This window comes from Clostridiales bacterium (assembly GCA_017961515.1).
Lineage (GTDB): Bacteria > Bacillota > Clostridia > Acetivibrionales > RGIG10202 > RGIG10202.
The window spans coordinates 1-19,959 of sequence record JAGCXC010000047.1; the positions used below are offsets into that span (position 1 = coordinate 1).

Below are 19,959 nucleotides of genomic sequence, written 5' to 3' on the forward strand. Positions count from 1 at the left end.
CTCTGCTCTACCGACTGAGCTATCTGGGCTAACTGGCGACCCGGAAGGGGTTCGAACCCTCGACCTCTAGCGTGACAGGCTAGCATTCTAACCAACTGAACTACCGGGCCAACTGGTGGGCACTATAGGGCTCGAACCTATGACCCCCTGCTTGTAAGGCAGGTGCTCTCCCAGCTGAGCTAAGCGCCCTAGAAACCAATCGTTCCAACAAGAGACATTATATCGCATTATCACCAATATGTCAAAAATTCCACTGGTGCTTATATCTATTTATGTTTTATTTTCTTTTGTATTCTTCTTGGTTCTAGCAAATACTGCCTATTTTGTTTCTTAGGATAACATATCCTTTAATTCTTGTTCTGAAAACTTATATTTCTTATTACAAAAATGGCACTCCAAAACTGCCTCTCCGCTATCTTTTATTATATCCTCAATCTCTTTTTTACCCAAACTCATTAATCCATCTTTCATTTTTTCTCTAGAGCAATTACATTTATACTCACATTCTCTTTTTTCCTTAAAATTTAATTCTCCTTCCTTAAACATATATACGATTATATCCCTTAAATTATTCCCTTCTTTTAATGATTTATTAAATAATGATAATCTCTCCATATTATCTTGTAAATATTTTATTGTAGAACTATTGACATCTGGCATAACTTGTATTAACATACCAGCACTTCTCTTAAGTCCTTCATTATCTTTTATATTACTTAGCACTATGTAAGATGGTAATTGTTCTGATACACTGTAATAATACATCAAATCTTTTGCTATATCCCCTGTAGCGGTTTTGGATATACCTATGTACGGTTTTTTCAATCCCATATCTCTTATTACTTTTATATATCCATCTAAACCAACCTTATCTTCTAGTGTTTCTTTATCTTCTAGTTTTACACATGTATTATCTATATAGCCCCTAACCTCTAAATTGGAATTAACTACAGATACAATCTTCCCGCTTTCTCCACTACTATTTATCTCAAGTGTTAATGTTTCGTTGCTGTTTTTCATAAAATTTGACATCAATAATGATGCTGTCATTGTTTTTGACAACAATACTCCAGATGTTTTTGACAAATTGTGGTATTCTATTGCAGTTTTTGATATATTTGTAGTATCAACCGTCACAACATCAATTGTACCATCAAAAGCTGTTGCACTAATTAAATAATCTCTCATAATTCAATTCTCCTTCTAATTTACATAACGAAAATTAAGACTCTTTTACTTACTATCGACTATATATCTCATGATTAAAACTTAATCTACGTTTAGCTTTACTTACATATAATGACATCTAAAAAATAATATAATTCGTGCCGACCCTCTTATCACCTAAATGGCTTACGAATTGCCGGCACATCCTATTGAAAGTACCTCTATGTCTCGATATATTTTATCTGGACAAATATACCTTCAGCTCTTAAGTTAGGGCTCACCTCTTACCCCCACTTTTCTACGTACACAAAGTGGAGGAACCCCATACTTAAATTAGCATCTGCTTACGTTAGATGCTTGAGGTCCCTTAGCTCCCTCTACAACCTCAAACTCTACTTCAGCACCTTCCTCTAAAGTTTTATATCCATCCATGTTTATAGCGGAAAAATGTACAAATACGTCATTTCCCTCTTCTCTTTCGATGAATCCAAAACCTTTCTCTGCATTGAACCACTTTACGCGTCCTTTTTCCATTGTCCTTTCTCCTCCTGATTAACTTAAACTTTAGCCACAAACCAACCATGTTGTTCTTAACTAAGTAAGTAAATTTTATCATATTTATAAAGTTATTGTCAACTTTTTTATTACTTATTTGTTAAAAATTGTATCGTTTTTTTATAATAAAACATTTGTAAAGCTGTTGTGGGTTTTAATTGCAATGATGAAATATTTTTTTATAATTTCATATATATTATTCTCTTTTTATATTTATTTTTATTCGTTTTATCAACTGCAATTTTACCATAATTCAAAAAATTTTTTTTAATATAAATGTTTACCATTTTTCTACTTTTAATTTATACAAATGTTACTTTATAAGTTCAATTTCCTGACCATACTCTAAAATTAAACTACCCTTAACACGAAATTTTTTCGCCCTATCCATATCAAATTCATCCGTTATTTCTCCTGTTATATGATAGGGTATACTGTGCTTTGCTCCTACTTTTTGGGCCACTTTTATCGCTTCTTCTATATCCATATTATAAACACCATCGCAACAATAAAACGCATAATCTATATCCATTTTAGAAATATCATCCATGTACGAAGTAGTAGATGTATCACCACTTACATATATTGAAACTCCACTCTCCAAAATTATAATATATCCTACACATTCTTTTACACTGTGGTTACGGTTATTGCCAGCTGGAACTGGCTTTATTTTTGCAAATCCTAAATCGAATTTATTATACCCGTTTCCCGAAATCGCATCCTTGCTCCTTATCACTCTACAGCCAGAATTCCTACTTGGAATACTATCAATAGCATTATGATCAAAATGCTCATGTGTCACCAATATCAAATCTGCTGGCAAATCATATCCATCGCCAGCAAAAGGATCCACATATATTACTCTTTCTTTTCTCGTAACTATTCTTATACTTGCACGCCCTTGATACAACAGTTTATCCATCTTCACAAACACTACCCCCTCTTATCAAAATTGGTGAAAACTCTAAATAATCTGCAGATATACATTTAAAATTTATATCCTGCATAATCCCTTCAAATACTTTATGAAATGCTCCCCCATGTAAATGCCCATATAAACAATTCTTGACTTTGTACTGATTCATCAAATCCATCAATTCACTTGTTTCTTTTTTACTATTAAATGGAGGAAAATGTATCATAACATATTTCTCACATTCGTTATCTTGTACACTTTCTAATGATAATTTTAGTCTTTGTACTTCTCTATTGTAAATTTTTTCATCTTCCTTTGTAAATCCATCCTCATTAGGGCATTTCCATCCTCTAGTAGCGCACACAACTATATCCCCTATTTTGATAGATGTATTATTCAAAAATTTTATGCTATTAAATCCATTAGCACTCATATATTTCTCTAGTTTGCTAATGGTTGTCCACCAATAATCGTGGTTTCCTTTTGATATAATTTTTTTCCCATTTAAATTATCTAAAAACTTAAAATCCAAATAAGCGTCATCCAAATACGTTGCCCATGATATATCTCCCGGTATTAAAACGTAATCATCATCCCCAACAACGCTATTCCAATTTTTTTCAAGTCTTTGCATATAATTACTCCATCGCACCCCAAATATATCCATAGGCTTATCTATACTTATCGCTAAATGTAAGTCTGATATTGCATATATACTCATTTCTTATCTTCCTCTTTCTCCGACTTTCTATAATACTCATTTATTTTTTTAGCTAATGTTAAATCTATCCCTTTAACCTTACCTAGCTCTTCTACACTCGCATTTTTTATATTATCAACACTTTTGAAAAACTTTAATAATTCTCTCTTTTTAACCTTCCCTACTCCTTTAATTTCATCTAAACTTGATTTGTTATACGATATTTTTCTAAGTTTTTTATTATAAGCTAGCGCACATCTATGTGTTTCATCCTGAATTTTCGTTATAAAATTAAATAACTCCCTATCATCCTCTATGTCTATCTCACAATTATTCAAAATAAGTCCTTTAGTCCTATGTCTATTATCTTTTACCATTCCAACCAGTGTTATATTAAGCCCCAACTCACTTACAACCTCTTTTATTGCACTTACGTGGCCCTTTCCTCCATCTAAAAAAATCAAATCTGGCAATGGTGTAAATTTTTCATCTTTTTCTACTCCTCGCAACAACCTTCTATATAAAGCTTCTTGCATTGACAGATAATCATTTTGTCCTTTAGTTGTTTTTATTCTAAATTTTCTGTACTCCTTCTTGTCAAACTTTGCATTTGTCAAAACCACCATCGCAACAACTATATTTTCATTTCCTATATTTGATACATCATAGGACTCTATCCTTGTTAGTTTTGTTTTAATATTTAAAATATTTCTTAACTTGCACAAAATTACATCTTCATTATTACTCTGATGCACTCTTTCTAACTCCTGCTTAGCATTTTTATTTACCAGCTCAACTAACCTTACATTTTCTCCTCTTTTTGGATTTATTATATTCACCTTGCTATTCTTTATTTGAGCTAACATATCCTCAAGTATCCCTTTATTAGATATTTCCACCGGAACATATATTTCTTTTGGGATATATCTTTGATTTGTATAAAACTGACATATAAATGTATTTATTATATATTCGTCTTCTTCATCTTGTACATCATTTAGTACATAATTATCTCTACCAATTACTCTTCCTTCTCTTATAAAAAATATCTGTATACATATATCACTATCTTTTCTTGTAAAACCTACCACATCTTTATCTTTTAAATGAGTATCTAAAACTTTTTGATCTTGCTCGAAAAAATCCAAGCTCTCTATTGTATCTCTAATCTTCGCTGCTCTCTCAAAATTTAAATTTAATGCTTCCTTCTCCATCAACGCCTTAAGCTGTTTTTTTAATACATTTTTACTTCCTTCTAAAAAATCACATATACCATCTATCATATTCCTATACTTTTCTTTGCTAATAGCTCCCATACAAGGCGCCATGCATTTACCTATATGATAATTTAAACATTCTCTAGTTTTTTTCTTTAATGACTTACCACATTTTTTAGTAGGGAAATACTCCCTTATTATATTCATTATATTTTTTACTACTTTTGAGCTACTATATGGGCCATAGTACTTAGATCCATCTTTTACTAATTTCCTGGTTACCAACACCCTGGGAAAATCCTCTTTTAATGTAACTTTTATATAAGGATAACCCTTATCATCTTTTAAGAGTATATTAAACTTAGGCCTATATTGTTTTATCAAATTGCACTCCAAAATAAGCGCTTCTAACTCTGAATCCGTAATTATATATTCAAAAGAATGCACATTAGACACCATTGCTCTTACTTTATTAGTATGTTGTAAATTATTATTGAAATATTGTCTTACCCTATTTCGCAAATTCACAGCCTTCCCAACATATATAATGTCTCCACTCAAATTCTTCATTATATATACTCCCGAATTATGTGGTATTTTTTTTAATTCATCTTTCATATCAAACACAATATACCAACCCTTATGATTTTAAATACTTTTCCAATTCGCTTACAGCAACTTCCTCGTCCTCTCCTTCTGCACTTATAGTTACCCTGTCCTCATTAGAAATTTGTAATGATAACAATCCCAACAAGCTCTTTGCATTAGCCTTTCGGCCTCCTTTTTGCACAAATACATCGGCTTTATACCCAGATGCTTTTTGAATAAAATGTGCTAAATTGTTGGATGTTAAACCTCTCTTTATTTTTACCTCAACATCTGTACAAATCATATAGATTCCTCTCTCATTTTTATTTTTCATCAGGCTAACCTAATTTTATAGCAAAATTCAATTATTGTAAACCTATATATTTTCCTACCCAAGCCAAAATGATCACCCTGTAATATCCTACCCTATCTACACCTCAAATTTTTACCACAAAATTCTAAGGCACCAAAGGTTAAGGGGCTTTCTATATATTTTTTTATTACATTTATCGATACCCCTACCGTTGTCAGTAAACCCAAAAGTGTTCTTTCCATAGTTTTTTAAGAAACTCTTTTTTTTAAATTGTCAATACTACATTCTGGAGGCAATTCATCCCTTAATTATAGAAGAAAGGGATGAAATTGCTAAATGTTAGATAAAACAAATCCCATAGAATAATTATTCATGTACTTCCAATAGCCTATACTAATAATTTTTACACATATTCACAAAATACTTATGGAACGATAAATCTGATGTAAGCTCCGGATGAAACGATGTTACCAGCATATTTTTACTTTTTGCCGCAACTATATTACCATCCACCTCTGATAATACGTAAACGTCAGATGCAACATTTTCTATCCACGGTGCCCTTATAAACACTAATGGAATTTCATGTGATGAAACACAAGGTATAGATCCCATTCTCTTGAAGCTATCCAGCTGTCCACCGTAAGCATTCCTCTTTACAGTTATATTCATTACACCAAGATATGTCTTATCCTGATTCACTATGCGTTTTGCCATTAATATCATCCCCGCACATGTACCCCAGACCGGCATACCCTTTTGTATTCTCTCTTTCAATACACCCATCATATCAAAATCATGTAATAACTTACCTATTGTTGTACTTTCCCCTCCAGGCAAAATTATCCCTCTTACTTCTTCTAAGTCTTTTTTAGTTTTAACAACTAACGGATTAACTCCCTCTATTTTAGACAAACTACAAACATGCTCTTCTATAGAGCCCTGAAAGCCCAATACGCCTACTTTCAGCAAGGTTTACCACCCCCTATTTGCATACTTGTCTTGATTATCTATATCAGACATTTCTATACCATACATAGCGTCCCCCAAGTCTTCCGATACCTCCGCTAATATCTCAGGTTTATTGTAGAAAGTTGTTGCTTTAACTATTGCCTTAGCCATTTTTTTAGGATTTGATGATTTAAATATTCCTGATCCTACAAATACACCTTCGCTACCTAATTGCATCATCAATGCTGCATCTGCTGGAGTTGCAATCCCTCCTGCTGCGAAATTCACAACCGGAAGTTTTCCTTCTGCATGAATCCTAACCACTAAATCAAATGGTGCCCCTATTCCTTTTGCATATGTCATAAGTTCTTCTTTTTGCATGCTCTTTACTCTATTAATTTCTCCCATGACTGTTCTTATATGCCTTACAGCTTCAACTACATTCCCTGTACCAGCTTCTCCTTTTGTCCTTATCATTGAAGCGCCTTCTCCTATTCTCCTCAACGCCTCTCCCAAATTTCTTGCTCCACAAACAAAAGGAATCCTATACTGATACTTATCTATATGATACATATCATCCGCAGGAGTTAAAACTTCACTCTCATCTATATAATCTATTCCTAAAGATTCTAAAATTTGAGCTTCAACAATATGACCTATTCTTACTTTTGCCATAACTGGTATAGTAACTGCCCTTTTTATTTCCTTTATCATCTTCGGATCAGACATTCTTGCTACTCCACCCTGTTTTCTTATATCTGATGGAACTCTCTCCAATGCCATAACCGCAACTGCTCCTGCTTCCTGGGCAATTTCTGCTTCTTTTGCATTTGTTACATCCATTATTACGCCATTTTTCAACATCTGTGCCAAATTCTTATTTAATTCATATCTTTCTCTCATCCCTGAACCTTCCTCCGACTAAATTTTTGCTTAAAATTGAGCTAGCTAAACTATATGAATTTTACACTACATCTAAATTATTTGCAAGATATATTTTCTATATTTAGCAAATTCTCTTAACATATTTCACTATACTATCTCCAGCTATGGCTCCCTGACCTACTGCTACTGCAATCTGTTTAAATACCCCTGTACAATCTCCAGCAGCAAAAATTCCTGAAACATTTGTTTCCTGACGTTCATTGGTTACAATAAAATTATTATTCTCAATCAATCCCAATTTTTTTGCCAATGCATTATAATCTGCATTGCCATATGCGACAAAAACTCCATCCACTGTATCTCTTGTCCCATCGTCAAAACAAATTTCATTTAGTTCATTAACCCCATCAAATTTCTTTATTGCTTTATTATTTACTTTAAATCCCCTAGCCATATCTTTATACTTATCTGATACATTAAATTCCCTTCCGTTTGTATATACTGTTATATCACTTGTAAAAGTAGCTAACTCCATCGCTTCATGCACTGCATAATCATTATATCCTAAAACTCCTACCTTTAATCCTTTAAAGAAAAATCCATCACATACTGTACAATAGCTTATGCCCGATCCTTCAAATCTTTTCAAATTTTCAATCGCAAGAGGAATTTTTTTGTTCCCTGTCGCAATCAAAACCGTTTTAGCCTGATACTCATCATTAGACGTTAAAACTTTTTTTACACCGTCCTCTACTTTTATGTCTAATACCTCATCGCTAATTATCAATCCTCCAAATTTTTTCACCTGGCGCTCACCTTCATCTAAAAGCTCTTTCCCTGATATTTTCGTTATACCATAGTAATTTTCTACTAGGTTTGCCTTAGCAAGAAGGCTATCTTTCCCTATAACTAACGTCTTTAAATTGGCTCTTAGTGTATATATTGCTGCTTGGCATCCAGCCGGACCTCTTCCTATTATTATCACGTCAAACATATATTTTATCCTCCTCTCAACTACTATTATAATAACACATTATATGTCATTTTCACATAACCTAATGCATATGTTTTATATAGATGTAATCCATAAGAAAGGATTTTTGTTTATGAGGAAAAATATATTTAATCAAAAGCTATCCAAATTTTGGAATAAGATGGATTCTAAAATCTTAAACTCTAAAATAAATAAATCTATAGAAATACTTAAGAATCCCGATACAACCGAACTCAAAAAAGAATTGAGTAAAATTGATACTAATGAGCTGCTTAAAAAAATAGATGAATTTGATAAATCTAAATTTGATGAACTAAATATAGACAAAAAAGAACTTTTGGAGAAACTGTCTACTGTAGATCTAGACAAAGTATCCAATCTACTTGGAGAAAATGGCAATGAAATAATTACTAAATTAAAAAAATTTCTTACATAGGTTCTAAGAGGTGATACTATGAGTGATGATTTGAATCAAAAAATAAATCAGCTATCTTCAATACTAGGTAAAGAAAAAATACCTGATAATATGAAAAATTTATTATCAACATTACTTGCAACCAACAATACTAACGAAATTAGCACAAAAGATGAATCGCTTAAAACTCTGACACGCGTAAAACACATCATGGACAGACTAGATGCTAGCAATCATGATGAACGCGTAATATTGCTAAACGCTGTTAAACCGTTTCTTAACTTATCAAGACAAAAAAAATTAGTCAATCTTGTAAAGATACTACAAATGGTAAGTCTATCAAGTCTATTGGATGAAAGTGAATTGGGAAGTTCTTAAAATCAGTTGGAGGTAATATAATGAAGTATAAAAAATTCTCTAATTCTACTATAGCTAAGCCAAAAACAACTAACGTATCTATAAATTCATTGGAAGAAATTCCCTTGCCAAACGAAATCGAAATACAACCAGATATTCTAAAAGAAGAAAACACTCACCTTGACACTACTACAAAAAAGACCTTAGACGTACAAAGGCTTTTAAAAAACATTGAATTAGATGATATATTACTGTTTGCAATACTAATACTTTTTTTACAAGAAGATGTCCCCGATGAACTTTTAATAGGATTAATAGCAATACTCCTATTACAAAAATAATCAGGGTAAATACAGGGGATATATTAATACATTCCCCTGTTTTTTAATGACTTAAAAAGTGTACATGTTCTGCCAGTAATATAAAATACGTTAAACAACAAAAACACTATAAACAAAATACCATCTGCAATTGAAAATTCATTGGATGCTATCTTTAGTGGAATCATGATAAATCGTGATGCCAAAAATATTATATCAAATACTATAAATTTTATAGCTAGCTCAGTGAACCTGAAATCTGTTACTGAACCTCTTGTATCTGTTATAACATTCTTTAATCCATTCCAAATAGTCACCCTCACATAAACCAACATAGATAAAATAACCAAAACAGTTACCATATCAAAGAATACACAATACCATAATCCTACTGTACCTTTTATGTACGACGACGTAACAAACAATGCAGGCAACGAAGCAACTGCCATACTTATCACAAGAGCTTCTAACAAAAAACTTATAGCAACTACTATCATCCATACTTTACCAAAATTCCTACATGGCCACCCCGACCGTCTTCTATCTAGAAAATCATCCAACGAATTTAATATAACAACTACTGCAGCACTTATTAACGTAGCCACAATCACTGTTACTATAACTCCTGCAATGATCCAGTTGGCTGTAATACAATTATTGTCTTTTATTGAGTTGTACTTAATTTTTATAATCATTATTATTGTTTCATATACATTATTAAACCTTAAACTCCTTATACCTCCTATTATAGGAAATATCACATAAAACTCTATCCAGCTGAATATAAGCGCCAAAAGCCCTAGTGCAACAGCCGCCGATTTCTTCTGTTTCAAAAAATTAATTATCATCGTAGTTTACCTCTCTTTTGTTAAATCGTCCTATGACAGAACGTATCCTATTGGAACTATATTAGTTTTTTAACGTATATTCTTAGAAAACCCCTCGACGTTACTAACGTCTTCCTTCTAATGTATTAATCGCCTTTCTAACCATTTGTTGATGCATAGGCTCAACTCTATTGCTCGCGTGTGTTCTGCTATTTAAAAGATGTACACAAAAATGTCCATCCATACCATTTCCTTTTATTGAATCTAGATTAATTCCTCTGCCGAATCCACCACTTCTATTAGTTACATAAGCTCGAGTTGGCTTATTATTCAATCCTGCATGAGGCATACCTGCCATTGAAGCCGGTATTTTCACACCATCCACATCTAAAATAATAGCCCTTCTATTCCAACTCCATCTGCCACCATAAATTCCCTTCATAGTATTGGTATCTTCACATGTTAGCGTCTCACAATCGGCATGATTGGTTCCAAAAGTTCTTTTTACCTTAAATGTTCTGCCTGTATCTATATCATATACAGTAGCCACCTTTCCTATACTAAAAACTCTATTACCACCTTCAAACCACGACTTTTTGTAATAACTGCCACTCTCAGGAGCACTAGGTGCCTTACCTAACATCTGCTCTATTCTGCATCTTGTTACATTCCCTACTATTCCATCTGCAGATAACCCTTGATTTATTTGGAAATCTTTTACCGCTCTTTGAGTTATATCTCCAAAATACCCTGTTACCTTGTAATTGTAATGACCAAGTACTGCTAAATCATTTTGTAAGTTTCCTATTTCTTGGCCTGACATCCCTTTCTTCAACAGACCTGCTGCAAACGCAGAATCCTTCATTAATGCCACCTGTAAAAGCATTAATAACGCTACTAATACTTTTTTACTACTTACTTTCATCTAAACCCTCCTTTTTGTTTATTTAATTCTATCAGAAAATTCTACATTTGTAAACCTCTTTTTTACTTTTTTTAATCGAACAATGTATACATTTGTATATCCTGAAACAATCTACATATTTAGCTTATTACACTTAAGCCCAACAATATTCCTATTTTAACGTTACGCAATTTGACAATTACAAAACTTCATGATATTATAACTTGATGTTGTTATGTGACATATTTGGGTAGCATAATATTATTTGTGTAACATACAATTTACTATGAAAATGTTAAAGGAGTGTTCGTCAAGTGAGAAAATATAATTTTGCAATTGTTGGGGCAACCGGACTTGTTGGCCGGATGTTTTTGACTGTACTGGAAGAAAAAAAATTACCTATAGATCATATTTATTTTTTTGCGTCTAGTAGATCTAAAGGATCTATACTTAATTTCGATGGACGTGACTATGTTGTAGAAGAATTAACCGAGTCTTCCTTTGACCAAGATATAGATATTGCACTATTTTCTGCTGGTGGCACCGTTAGTGAAAAGTATGCTCCTATTGCTGCTAGTAAAGGAATAACTGTTATAGACAACAGCAGTTTTTGGCGAATGGATAAAAATGTGCCCCTTGTTGTTCCTGAAGTAAATCGCAAGGATATTTTGTGGAACAATGGTATAATTGCAAATCCAAATTGCTCTACTATTCAGGCAGTAGTTCCGCTTTCGCCACTTCATCAAAAATACAAAATAAAAAGAATTGTATATTCTACATACCAAGCTGTTTCTGGTGCAGGTATAAATGGTATTCGTGACCTTAATGAAGGTATTAGTGGCAAAGCTCCAATTAAGTTTCCACATCCTATCTTCAATAATATACTACCTCACATAGACTCTTTCTTACCTGATGGATACACTAAAGAAGAAATGAAAATGGTTAATGAAACAAGAAAAATTTTAGGTGATGATTCAATAAATATAACAGCTACAACTGTGAGAGTTCCCGTAATTAACTCTCATTCTGAATCAATAAATGTCGAATTCTACAATGAGTTTAATCTAGATGAATTAAGACTGTTACTAAAAAATTCACCTGGCGTGGTAGTTGTTGATGATGTTGAAAATAATTTATATCCAATGCCTATTGATGCAACCTCACATGACGAAGTATTCGTAGGCAGAATACGACGAGACTTTAGCGTTGCAAACGGCATAAATTTATGGGTTGTAGCAGATAATATACGCAAAGGTGCTGCTACTAATGCAGTTCAAATTGCTGATTGTTTAATTAATATATGGGAAAGTAAGTAGGGGAGGATTTATTATGATTTTTAAAGGTTCCGGGGTCGCTTTAGTTACTCCTTTTAATGAAGATATGTCAATTAATTTTTCTGCAATTGAAGATCTTATTGATTTTCATCTTGCCAATAAAACTGATGCTTTAGTTTTATGTGGTTCAACTGGAGAATCTTCTTCTATGTCAACAGATGAAAAACTTTCTGTTCTTGAATTTTGTTTAAACAAAGTTAATGGCAAGATTCCTGTAATTATAGGTGCTGGCAGCAACAACACCAACGATGCCATTTCATTTAGCAAGACAGTTGCTTCTATGGGCGCTTCTGCTATTTTATCAGTTTGTCCTTATTACAACAAGCCATCTCAATTAGGTCTTAAAACACATTTCGAATCTATTGCGAATAGTGTAGATATACCTATAATATTGTACAATGTTCCGTCTAGAACGGGGGTAAATATTGCACCCCAAACAGTATTTGAGTTATCTAAAATTCCGAACATTGTTGCAATTAAAGAATGTAATTTTTCTCAAGTTGCAAAAATAAAACGACTTTGTGGTGATAACATAGATATTTACTCTGGAAACGACGAAGAAGTTGTCCCTATGCTATCTTTAGGTGCTGTTGGCGTAATTTCAGTTTTAGCAAATATTTTACCTCTTGAAACTCACAACATGTGTGAGAACTTCTTTGAAAATAACATAGTTGACTCGAGAAATAGTCAACTTAGATATATTCCTTTGATAGAATCTTTATTTTCGGAGAGTAATCCTGTTCCGGTAAAAGAAGCTTTAAACTTGATTGGCAAAAACGTTGGTCAATGCCGATCTCCTTTATCGCATCTTGCACCTGAAAATTTCAGCAAATTACGTCACACATTAGATGAATACGGTTTCAATACTATATAAAAAAAGGGGGGCTTTATGCTCCCTAGACTAATTTAAGGATGTGTTTTTATGATAAAAATTTTATTAAGTGGTTGTCAAGGCAAGATGGGACAAGTTATAACTAGACTCTCATCTGATTATACAAATTTAAAAATAGTTGCAGGTATTGATATAAAAACTACACCTGATTCGCCATATCCCGTCTATAGGTATGTTTCTTCTGTAACTTGTAACATAGATGTTATAATAGATTTTTCTAATCCATCACTTTTTAATCCGCTATTAGAGTTCGCTCTAGCAAAAAAAATACCTATGGTTATATGCACTACTGGGCTCTCAACAGATCAGGTAGAAAAAATACATGCAGCTAGTAGAAGTATTCCGATTTTCTTTTCTGCTAATATGTCTTGCGGTATACATCTATTGATACATCTTGTACAAGAGGCAGCAAAAGCACTATACGATGATTTCGACATCGAAATAATTGAAAAACATCACAATAAAAAAATAGACGCACCTAGCGGAACTGCCCTTTTGATAGCAGACGCTATAAACTCTGTTATACCAAAAAAAGACCTCGTTTTCGACAGACACTCAAAAAAAGAAGCTCGTAAGAAAACCGAGATTGGCATGCACTCAATCCGTGCTGGATCTATCTCTGGTGAACATTCAGTTATTTTTGCAAATAATGACGAAATTATAGAAATTAGTCATACTGCACTATCTAAAGATGTATTTGGTGTAGGTGCACTAAACACCAGCATTCGTTTATTAAACATGCCATCTGGCCTATACACAAATCTTAACGAACTAAAATAACATCTACCCCCTATTATTGGGGGATAGATTATTTTTTTAAGGATTTAGTCTTTTTGAGTACAATACAAATTCTTTAATTTGTTCAGTATTTTTTTCTTCCAATTTAATTTGCTCTATTTTTAGCACTTTCAACATTTTAACATTTGGTTCTATTCTCTCTTTTACCATTCTTTGGGTAATATCATAATTAACTTCTCCTAATTCCTTTGCTTTGTCTATTTTAGCATACAACGTAGATATTCTTTTTATATCCTGCCTTAACATCGATTTTGTTGCCTCTATAATCTCATACTTCATAATAAATTTTTCTATTTTATCCATCTCTTTTTTTAAGTTCTCACCGCAAAATTTCCCTTCAATTGAACGCTTTGTACGCCATCTATTAACATCTCCTGTATAATTTTTAGAATCAATTCTTTCATAAATTTTCTTGAACAACTCTTCTACCATGTTTGTTTCATAATAAACTCTCAATACTAGTTTAGGTATAGCTTCAGGCATTTCTTTTCCTTTGAGTAACTGTTCCATCTCTTCATTAGCTTCCTTTTTTATAAATCTACTAATTCTTTTTGATCTACCCTCTAATTCCAGCTGAATATCTTTTTCTATCAACAACTTTACAACACAAGGATGCGAATATACATATGCGTATACCAATAATGAATCATATATTGAATTTCTTACATTGATATCAGCTCCCTGATCTATTAAATACTGAATAACCTCTAAATTTCTATATTCACAAGCATACATAAGTGGTGTCTTACCATCATCATCTCTGTCATTTAGCCTTGCTCCACACTTAATTATATATTTTATTGCTTCTATTTTTCTATCAAAAAAATTATCCACCATATATCCTAGCGCTGTCCTATTTCTATTATCTTTTTCATTAACATTAGCTCCATGACCTATTAATAACCTAATTGCTTTAACTTTCATATATTGGCAAGCTAACATCAATGAAGTACGTCCTCTATTATCTTTTTTATCCACATACGCACCACGATTTATCAAATATTTCATAATATGAATATTCTCAAATTTACTAGCGTACATTAGTGAAGTCATGCCTGCATTATCTTCTTCATTTATATATGCTCCTCTTTCTGCCATGTATTTAACTAATAATGCACTCTTCCCAGTATAATGTCCACATGCGTGCATCAATGCTGTTCTTCCCTTATTGTCTCTTCTTCCCAAACTTGCTCCTTCCCTCAACAAAAGACATGCCACATCTGTATTTCCGTATTCACACGCATACATTAGTGGAGTATATCCACTTGAATCTCTATCATTTATCATTGCACCTTCTTTTAGCAAATACCTTACCATGTATATATTACTACAATCAACACTTCTTCCAATATATCTTCTTAGTATTTCCGATCTTCTATAACTCAAAATTTCAGAACTAACATTTAAAACATAATTACATGCGTATGAACAACCATAATACGTACACACATACATCAAGGCTGTCATACCCAAATCGTCTTTTTTATTTATATTTGCTCCATTGGCTATCAAAATTTTTGCTGTAGCCAAATCTCCAAATTGACATACGTACATTAACACCGTCTTGCCTTTAGTATCCCTCGCATCTACATCTTCACCCTTTGCTATCAAACGCAAAAGCTCTAATTCGCCCAAAAATACCGCTGTCATCATCCTAGCAAAACTAGTATTCAATATTTTTCGCCCCTTTGTCAATTATCTCTTATCTTTTTTCCTTTTTCTCTTTCTTGCTTTGAAATTGCCATCTCTTATAACACTCTTTCTTTTCCTCCGTCTGTGCACCTTCTTCCTTTTGTCACTTTTCCCAACCAATAAAAAATCTATCTGTCGCGAATCCTTATCTGCTCTCGCAACTTTAACTCTTACTTCATCACCTATATTATACGTTTTGCCTGTTCTTTCGCCTATCAGTGAATAATTACCCTCATTGAATATGTAATAATCATCTGCCAAATCTCTTAAACGAACAAGGCCCTCTATCGTATTAGGTAACTCAACAAAAATTCCAAATGACGTAATACTAGACACTATCCCATCGAATACATAACCCTCGTACCTTTTCATATATTCGCACTTCTTCATATCATCAACTTCTCTTTCAGCATCCTGTGCTATTCTCTCATTATCAGAACATAACTTAGCTATATCCTCTAATCTATCCTCATAATATTTTCTTCTAGTGGCATTAAATGATCCTCTCAAAAATTCCTTCATTATTCGATGAATAATAAGATCCGGATATCTCCTAATCGGAGATGTAAAATGCGAATAAAACTTCGCTGCCAGTCCAAAATGTCCCTGACTCTTTGTTGTATACTTAGCTTTTTGCATAGACCTTAACATGACCGTACTTACAATCTTTTCTTCCCTCTTCCCTTGCGCATCCCTTAACACTTTTTGTAATGCTTTAGGATACACTTTCGAGGATACCTTTAGCTTATAACCTAAATTCTTTAAAAATACAGATAAATTCCTTATTTTATCTTCCTTTGGCTCTTCATGCACTCTGTACACAAACGGCATACCTAGCCAATAAAAATGCTCCGACACCGTCTCGTTACATATAACCATAAACTCTTCTATTATTTTATTCGCAATAGTAGTCTTATACTCACTAACTCCCACAGCCTTGCCATTCTCATCTAACTCTATTTTAGATTCACCTAAACTAAAATCTATTGCTCCTCTTTTTTTCATCTTTGCCTCTAAAATTTTCGCTAATTCCTTCATTGTGAAAAAATCATCTACAAAGTCTTTATAACGTTCCTTTAATTTTTTATTGTTCTCCTCTAATATTTTGTAAACATCAGTATAGGTCATTCTTTCATTTATGTTTATAACACTTTCAAATATATCATGATCAACTACATCTCCGTTTTTATCTATTTCCATCATAACTGAAAAACCTAGTCTATCAACTTTTGCATTTAAACTACATATACCATTCGAAAGTTTTTTGGGCAACATCGGAATTACCCTATCTATCAAATAAACACTAGTCCCTCTTTTTAACGCTTCCTTATCTAAAAAACTTCCCTCTTTCACGTACTCGCTAACATCAGCTATATGCACACCTAACTTATAATTACCATTTTCTAAGATTTCTATCGATACTGCATCATCCAAATCTTTTGCATCTTCTCCGTCAATAGTAACCATTTTTAGGCCTCTAAGATCTACTCTATCTTTTATCACACTATCATCAACAACATCACTTATTTCTTCACATTCTAAAAGCACTGTTTTATCAAAGCTTTCTTCCAATCCGTATGACTTTGCTACAGATAGTATGTCAACACCTTTATCTTTTTTATTACCTAATACCTCTATAATTTTCCCCTCTAAAACATCAACTACAGGATTTATTTTTCTTTTTGTTATTCTAATTATTACTTTCTGGTCTTTCTTAACGCCTTTCTTCCTATTTCCAACTATTAGCACCTCTTCGGGAATTCTCTTATTGTCTGGGATAACAAAACATTTATTCTTACAAACTTTAACTGTACCAACTATCTCCTCATTTGCTTTTTTTAATATCTTACATACAATTCCTTCTTTTTTATTGCCACAACTACCAACCATGTCCTCTTTTACTAACACAGTATCTCCATCTATAGCTCCATTTAAAGCATACTCGCTTATAAACATGTCCTCTCCATCACAAAGCCGCAAAAAGGCGTACCCTTTTTCGCTTCCCTGTATCCGGCCACACACATACTCGGAATTTTCAATAGTTTGATACCTTCCATTATTAGACTTTACTATTTTCCCTTCTGTCTGTAACTCTTCTAACACCGTTTTTATATCAATATTACTGCCTATACCTTGCTGTATTTCTCTGGCTCGCAACTTTTTTTTAGCAAATTTTAAATACTCCAAAATCTTATCTTTCATATGTTCACAAATTCCCTTTCATTTGATATACCACTTATCTTATTGTGCAAAACAATTATTCACAGAACACATGAGTAATACGCTATTTGCACACCGTCCATTCTTTATAAATTTTCTTCATAACAAAAAAATTACCTTCTAACCCCACTACATAAAGGAGTGGGATTCTAAAGGCATCAACAAATTACACTTCCTACATAACCACTAGCTTTTGCAACCAAACAGATGTAACCAAAAATCCTATCGCTGCAACAGATGTATATTTTTTTAGTATTGCATCTATTGTTCTAGCTTTATTTTGGCCAAAGAAAGTACCTGCACCTCCAGCTATAGTCCCTGATAGGCCAGCTTGTTTACCCGACTGCAATAACACTATTACAACTATTGATAGGGTAAATACAATGTGTACACTATTTACTATAATCTTTAGCATTTTACTTAACACTCCTTAAATGTTATATTACATCGCTATCTTATTCTATCACAAGAGTGAATACAAAACAAGTACAACTTTTTTGTATTCACTCTATTTTTTTAAAAAATATTATTTCATTCTCAAAAATGTAGGTATATCAACATCTTCCATTGATTCTCTTAGTGCCTGTGGTCTCTCTCCGTTAGCTAGGACAGCCTTACTTTTATTCTCAAAGTTTGCTACTGGATCATTATCAAATCCTGTCGCTATAACTGTTATAATAAGCTCATCTCCCATAGCCTCATTAACAGTTACTCCAAATATAATGTTAGCCTCTGGATCAACCGAGTTCTCTATCAATTTTGTCGCTTCTGTAACTTCCAATAACTCAACCTTACCTGTTACCTGTATCAATACTCTCTTAGCACCTTCTATTGATGTCTCAAGTAATGGACTTTGTATAGCTTGTCTTGCAGCTTCCTCTGCTCTATTCTCTCCTGCTGCTCGTCCTATACCCATATGCGCCAATCCAGCATTTGTCATTATAGTTTTTACATCTGCAAAGTCCAGATTTACAACTCCATTCAACATTATCAAATCAGATATACCCTGTACACCCTGTCTTAAAACATCATCTGCTATTCTAAATGCTTCAATTATTGATGTCTTTCTTTCTACTATTTGCAAAAGTCTATCATTTGGTATTGTTACTAATGTATCCACTGTCTCCTTTAGTGCCTCTGCACCTTTTTCAGCATATTGCATTCTCTTTCTGCCTTCAAAAGAAAACGGTTTTGTTACAACCCCCACTGTTAGTATTCCTTTTTCTTTTGCTAACTTTGCTACAATTGGAGCTGCTCCCGTTCCTGTTCCGCCTCCCATTCCAGCTGTGACAAAAACCATATCCGCACCATCAATAGCTTTTTCTAGTTCTTCTAAACTTTCCTCTGCCGCCTTTTCCCCAACCTCTGGGTTTGCTCCTGCTCCTAAGCCCTTTGTTAATTTTTCTCCTATCTGTATCTTTACCTCAGCATGTGACGCATTCAACGCTTGCTTATCTGTATTTACACTAATAAAATCTACACCTTTTACTCCTGCTGCTATCATTCTATTAACAGCATTATTACCACCGCCACCTACTCCTATAACTTTTATCTTGGCAAGCTGTTCGTCTTTAAGATCTAATTCAAGCAATTTTAGTCCCCCTTACTTATTTGATATGAACCTACTAAATATAACTTAATCCTCGCTTCTTATGCTACCTACGCAAGCATAACTTCGGTTAGTTTCTTCCTTATCCTATCTATTACATTATTCGATCAAAAATATCCTAAACTAAATTATAACCTTGCTCCTCTTCCTATACTTCACCTACATTCACTGATAAACTCATGCTATTCTCATAACATTATCCATATATTATCTATTTTAATATATTTCGAAAAACAAAGCAACATTTTATTTAAAATTTCTTTATCTTTTTTCCTAAAAAGCACTTCTTATGTTTTTACCAA

At 33.1% G+C, this 19,959-nt stretch carries 21 protein-coding genes and 2 tRNA genes; 6 read left to right on the plus strand and 17 right to left on the minus strand.

What is annotated here, in order from left to right; translation table 11 throughout:
* Nucleotides 1-33: 33 nt before the first annotated feature.
* The 11 genes from J6Y29_03490 to J6Y29_03540 form a co-directional block, all read right to left on the minus strand.
* Nucleotides 34-110, minus strand: a tRNA-Asp gene (locus J6Y29_03490).
* Between the two features lie 3 nt (nucleotides 111-113).
* A tRNA-Val gene (locus J6Y29_03495) sits at nucleotides 114-189 on the minus strand.
* A 141-nt stretch (nucleotides 190-330) separates the two neighbouring features.
* On the minus strand, nucleotides 331-1,188 hold the full coding sequence (hslO, locus tag J6Y29_03500; protein MBP5426942.1) for an Hsp33 family molecular chaperone HslO: 858 nt from the start codon (nucleotides 1,186-1,188) through the stop codon (nucleotides 331-333).
* A 312-nt stretch (nucleotides 1,189-1,500) separates the two neighbouring features.
* Nucleotides 1,501-1,701 carry a cold shock domain-containing protein gene (locus tag J6Y29_03505; GenBank protein ID MBP5426943.1) on the minus strand — a complete coding sequence of 67 codons (201 nt, stop codon included), beginning with the start codon at nucleotides 1,699-1,701 and terminating at the stop codon, nucleotides 1,501-1,503.
* Between the two features lie 334 nt (nucleotides 1,702-2,035).
* Nucleotides 2,036-2,647 (minus strand): MBL fold metallo-hydrolase, encoded by a 612-nt coding sequence (locus J6Y29_03510; GenBank protein ID MBP5426944.1) that lies wholly within the window; start codon nucleotides 2,645-2,647, stop codon nucleotides 2,036-2,038.
* Complete coding sequence (locus tag J6Y29_03515) at nucleotides 2,640-3,362, minus strand: metallophosphoesterase (protein ID MBP5426945.1); 723 nt, start codon at nucleotides 3,360-3,362, stop codon at nucleotides 2,640-2,642. The genes J6Y29_03510 and J6Y29_03515 overlap by 8 nt, the downstream gene beginning before the upstream one ends.
* Complete coding sequence (uvrC, locus tag J6Y29_03520; GenBank protein ID MBP5426946.1) at nucleotides 3,359-5,185, minus strand: excinuclease ABC subunit UvrC; 1,827 nt, start codon at nucleotides 5,183-5,185, stop codon at nucleotides 3,359-3,361. The genes J6Y29_03515 and uvrC overlap by 4 nt, the downstream gene beginning before the upstream one ends.
* A gap of 13 nt (nucleotides 5,186-5,198) precedes the next feature.
* Nucleotides 5,199-5,450 (minus strand): HPr family phosphocarrier protein, encoded by a 252-nt coding sequence (locus tag J6Y29_03525; GenBank protein ID MBP5426947.1) that lies wholly within the window; start codon nucleotides 5,448-5,450, stop codon nucleotides 5,199-5,201.
* Nucleotides 5,451-5,852: 402 nt separating this feature from the next.
* Nucleotides 5,853-6,428, minus strand: coding sequence for a pyridoxal 5'-phosphate synthase glutaminase subunit PdxT (gene pdxT, locus J6Y29_03530; GenBank protein ID MBP5426948.1), 576 nt, complete (start codon nucleotides 6,426-6,428; stop codon nucleotides 5,853-5,855).
* A 6-nt stretch (nucleotides 6,429-6,434) separates the two neighbouring features.
* Nucleotides 6,435-7,313 carry a pyridoxal 5'-phosphate synthase lyase subunit PdxS gene (gene pdxS / locus J6Y29_03535; GenBank protein ID MBP5426949.1) on the minus strand — a complete coding sequence of 293 codons (879 nt, stop codon included), beginning with the start codon at nucleotides 7,311-7,313 and terminating at the stop codon, nucleotides 6,435-6,437.
* 103 nt (nucleotides 7,314-7,416) lie between these two features.
* Nucleotides 7,417-8,289, minus strand: a complete 873-nt coding sequence (locus J6Y29_03540; protein ID MBP5426950.1) for an NAD(P)/FAD-dependent oxidoreductase — start codon at nucleotides 8,287-8,289, stop codon at nucleotides 7,417-7,419.
* 112 nt (nucleotides 8,290-8,401) lie between these two features.
* Here J6Y29_03540 and J6Y29_03545 point away from each other — a divergent pair, with 112 nt between their 5' ends.
* The 3 genes from J6Y29_03545 to J6Y29_03555 are packed head-to-tail and all read left to right on the plus strand — an operon-like array spanning nucleotide 8,402 to nucleotide 9,402.
* On the plus strand, nucleotides 8,402-8,725 hold the full coding sequence (locus tag J6Y29_03545) for a membrane trafficking protein (protein ID MBP5426951.1): 324 nt from the start codon (nucleotides 8,402-8,404) through the stop codon (nucleotides 8,723-8,725).
* 18 nt (nucleotides 8,726-8,743) lie between these two features.
* Nucleotides 8,744-9,082, plus strand: a complete 339-nt coding sequence (locus J6Y29_03550) for a hypothetical protein (GenBank protein ID MBP5426952.1) — start codon at nucleotides 8,744-8,746, stop codon at nucleotides 9,080-9,082.
* A gap of 20 nt (nucleotides 9,083-9,102) precedes the next feature.
* On the plus strand, nucleotides 9,103-9,402 hold the full coding sequence (locus J6Y29_03555) for a hypothetical protein (protein MBP5426953.1): 300 nt from the start codon (nucleotides 9,103-9,105) through the stop codon (nucleotides 9,400-9,402).
* Between the two features lie 23 nt (nucleotides 9,403-9,425).
* Here the strand turns inward: J6Y29_03555 and J6Y29_03560 are convergent, their stop codons facing one another.
* On the minus strand, nucleotides 9,426-10,229 hold the full coding sequence (locus J6Y29_03560; protein MBP5426954.1) for a hypothetical protein: 804 nt from the start codon (nucleotides 10,227-10,229) through the stop codon (nucleotides 9,426-9,428).
* Nucleotides 10,230-10,332: 103 nt separating this feature from the next.
* On the minus strand, nucleotides 10,333-11,133 hold the full coding sequence (locus J6Y29_03565; GenBank protein MBP5426955.1) for a peptidoglycan-binding protein: 801 nt from the start codon (nucleotides 11,131-11,133) through the stop codon (nucleotides 10,333-10,335).
* A 293-nt stretch (nucleotides 11,134-11,426) separates the two neighbouring features.
* Between J6Y29_03565 and J6Y29_03570 the strand changes: the two genes are divergently transcribed.
* From J6Y29_03570 to J6Y29_03580, 3 genes are read left to right on the plus strand one after another with little or no spacing between them, the layout of a single operon-like run.
* Entirely contained in the window at nucleotides 11,427-12,428 is a 1,002-nt protein-coding gene (locus tag J6Y29_03570; GenBank protein ID MBP5426956.1) for an aspartate-semialdehyde dehydrogenase, read from the plus strand.
* Nucleotides 12,429-12,441: 13 nt separating this feature from the next.
* Entirely contained in the window at nucleotides 12,442-13,320 is an 879-nt protein-coding gene (locus J6Y29_03575) for a 4-hydroxy-tetrahydrodipicolinate synthase (GenBank protein ID MBP5426957.1), read from the plus strand.
* Between the two features lie 48 nt (nucleotides 13,321-13,368).
* Nucleotides 13,369-14,118, plus strand: coding sequence for a 4-hydroxy-tetrahydrodipicolinate reductase (locus tag J6Y29_03580; GenBank protein ID MBP5426958.1), 750 nt, complete (start codon nucleotides 13,369-13,371; stop codon nucleotides 14,116-14,118).
* Between the two features lie 36 nt (nucleotides 14,119-14,154).
* On the opposite strand, the gene J6Y29_03585 is transcribed toward J6Y29_03580, so the two are convergent.
* The 4 genes from J6Y29_03585 to ftsZ all read right to left on the minus strand — a co-directional run bounded on the left by J6Y29_03585 (nucleotide 14,155) and on the right by ftsZ (nucleotide 19,639).
* Nucleotides 14,155-15,810, minus strand: a complete 1,656-nt coding sequence (locus J6Y29_03585) for an ankyrin repeat domain-containing protein (protein ID MBP5426959.1) — start codon at nucleotides 15,808-15,810, stop codon at nucleotides 14,155-14,157.
* Nucleotides 15,811-15,831: 21 nt separating this feature from the next.
* A complete protein-coding gene (gene rnr, locus J6Y29_03590) occupies nucleotides 15,832-18,030 on the minus strand; it encodes a ribonuclease R (GenBank protein MBP5426960.1) in 2,199 nt (732 codons plus the stop codon).
* Nucleotides 18,031-18,223: 193 nt separating this feature from the next.
* Nucleotides 18,224-18,463 (minus strand): preprotein translocase subunit SecG, encoded by a 240-nt coding sequence (gene secG / locus J6Y29_03595; GenBank protein ID MBP5426961.1) that lies wholly within the window; start codon nucleotides 18,461-18,463, stop codon nucleotides 18,224-18,226.
* 111 nt (nucleotides 18,464-18,574) lie between these two features.
* Nucleotides 18,575-19,639 carry a cell division protein FtsZ gene (gene ftsZ, locus J6Y29_03600; GenBank protein MBP5426962.1) on the minus strand — a complete coding sequence of 355 codons (1,065 nt, stop codon included), beginning with the start codon at nucleotides 19,637-19,639 and terminating at the stop codon, nucleotides 18,575-18,577.
* Between the last annotated feature and the right edge of the window lie 320 nt (nucleotides 19,640-19,959).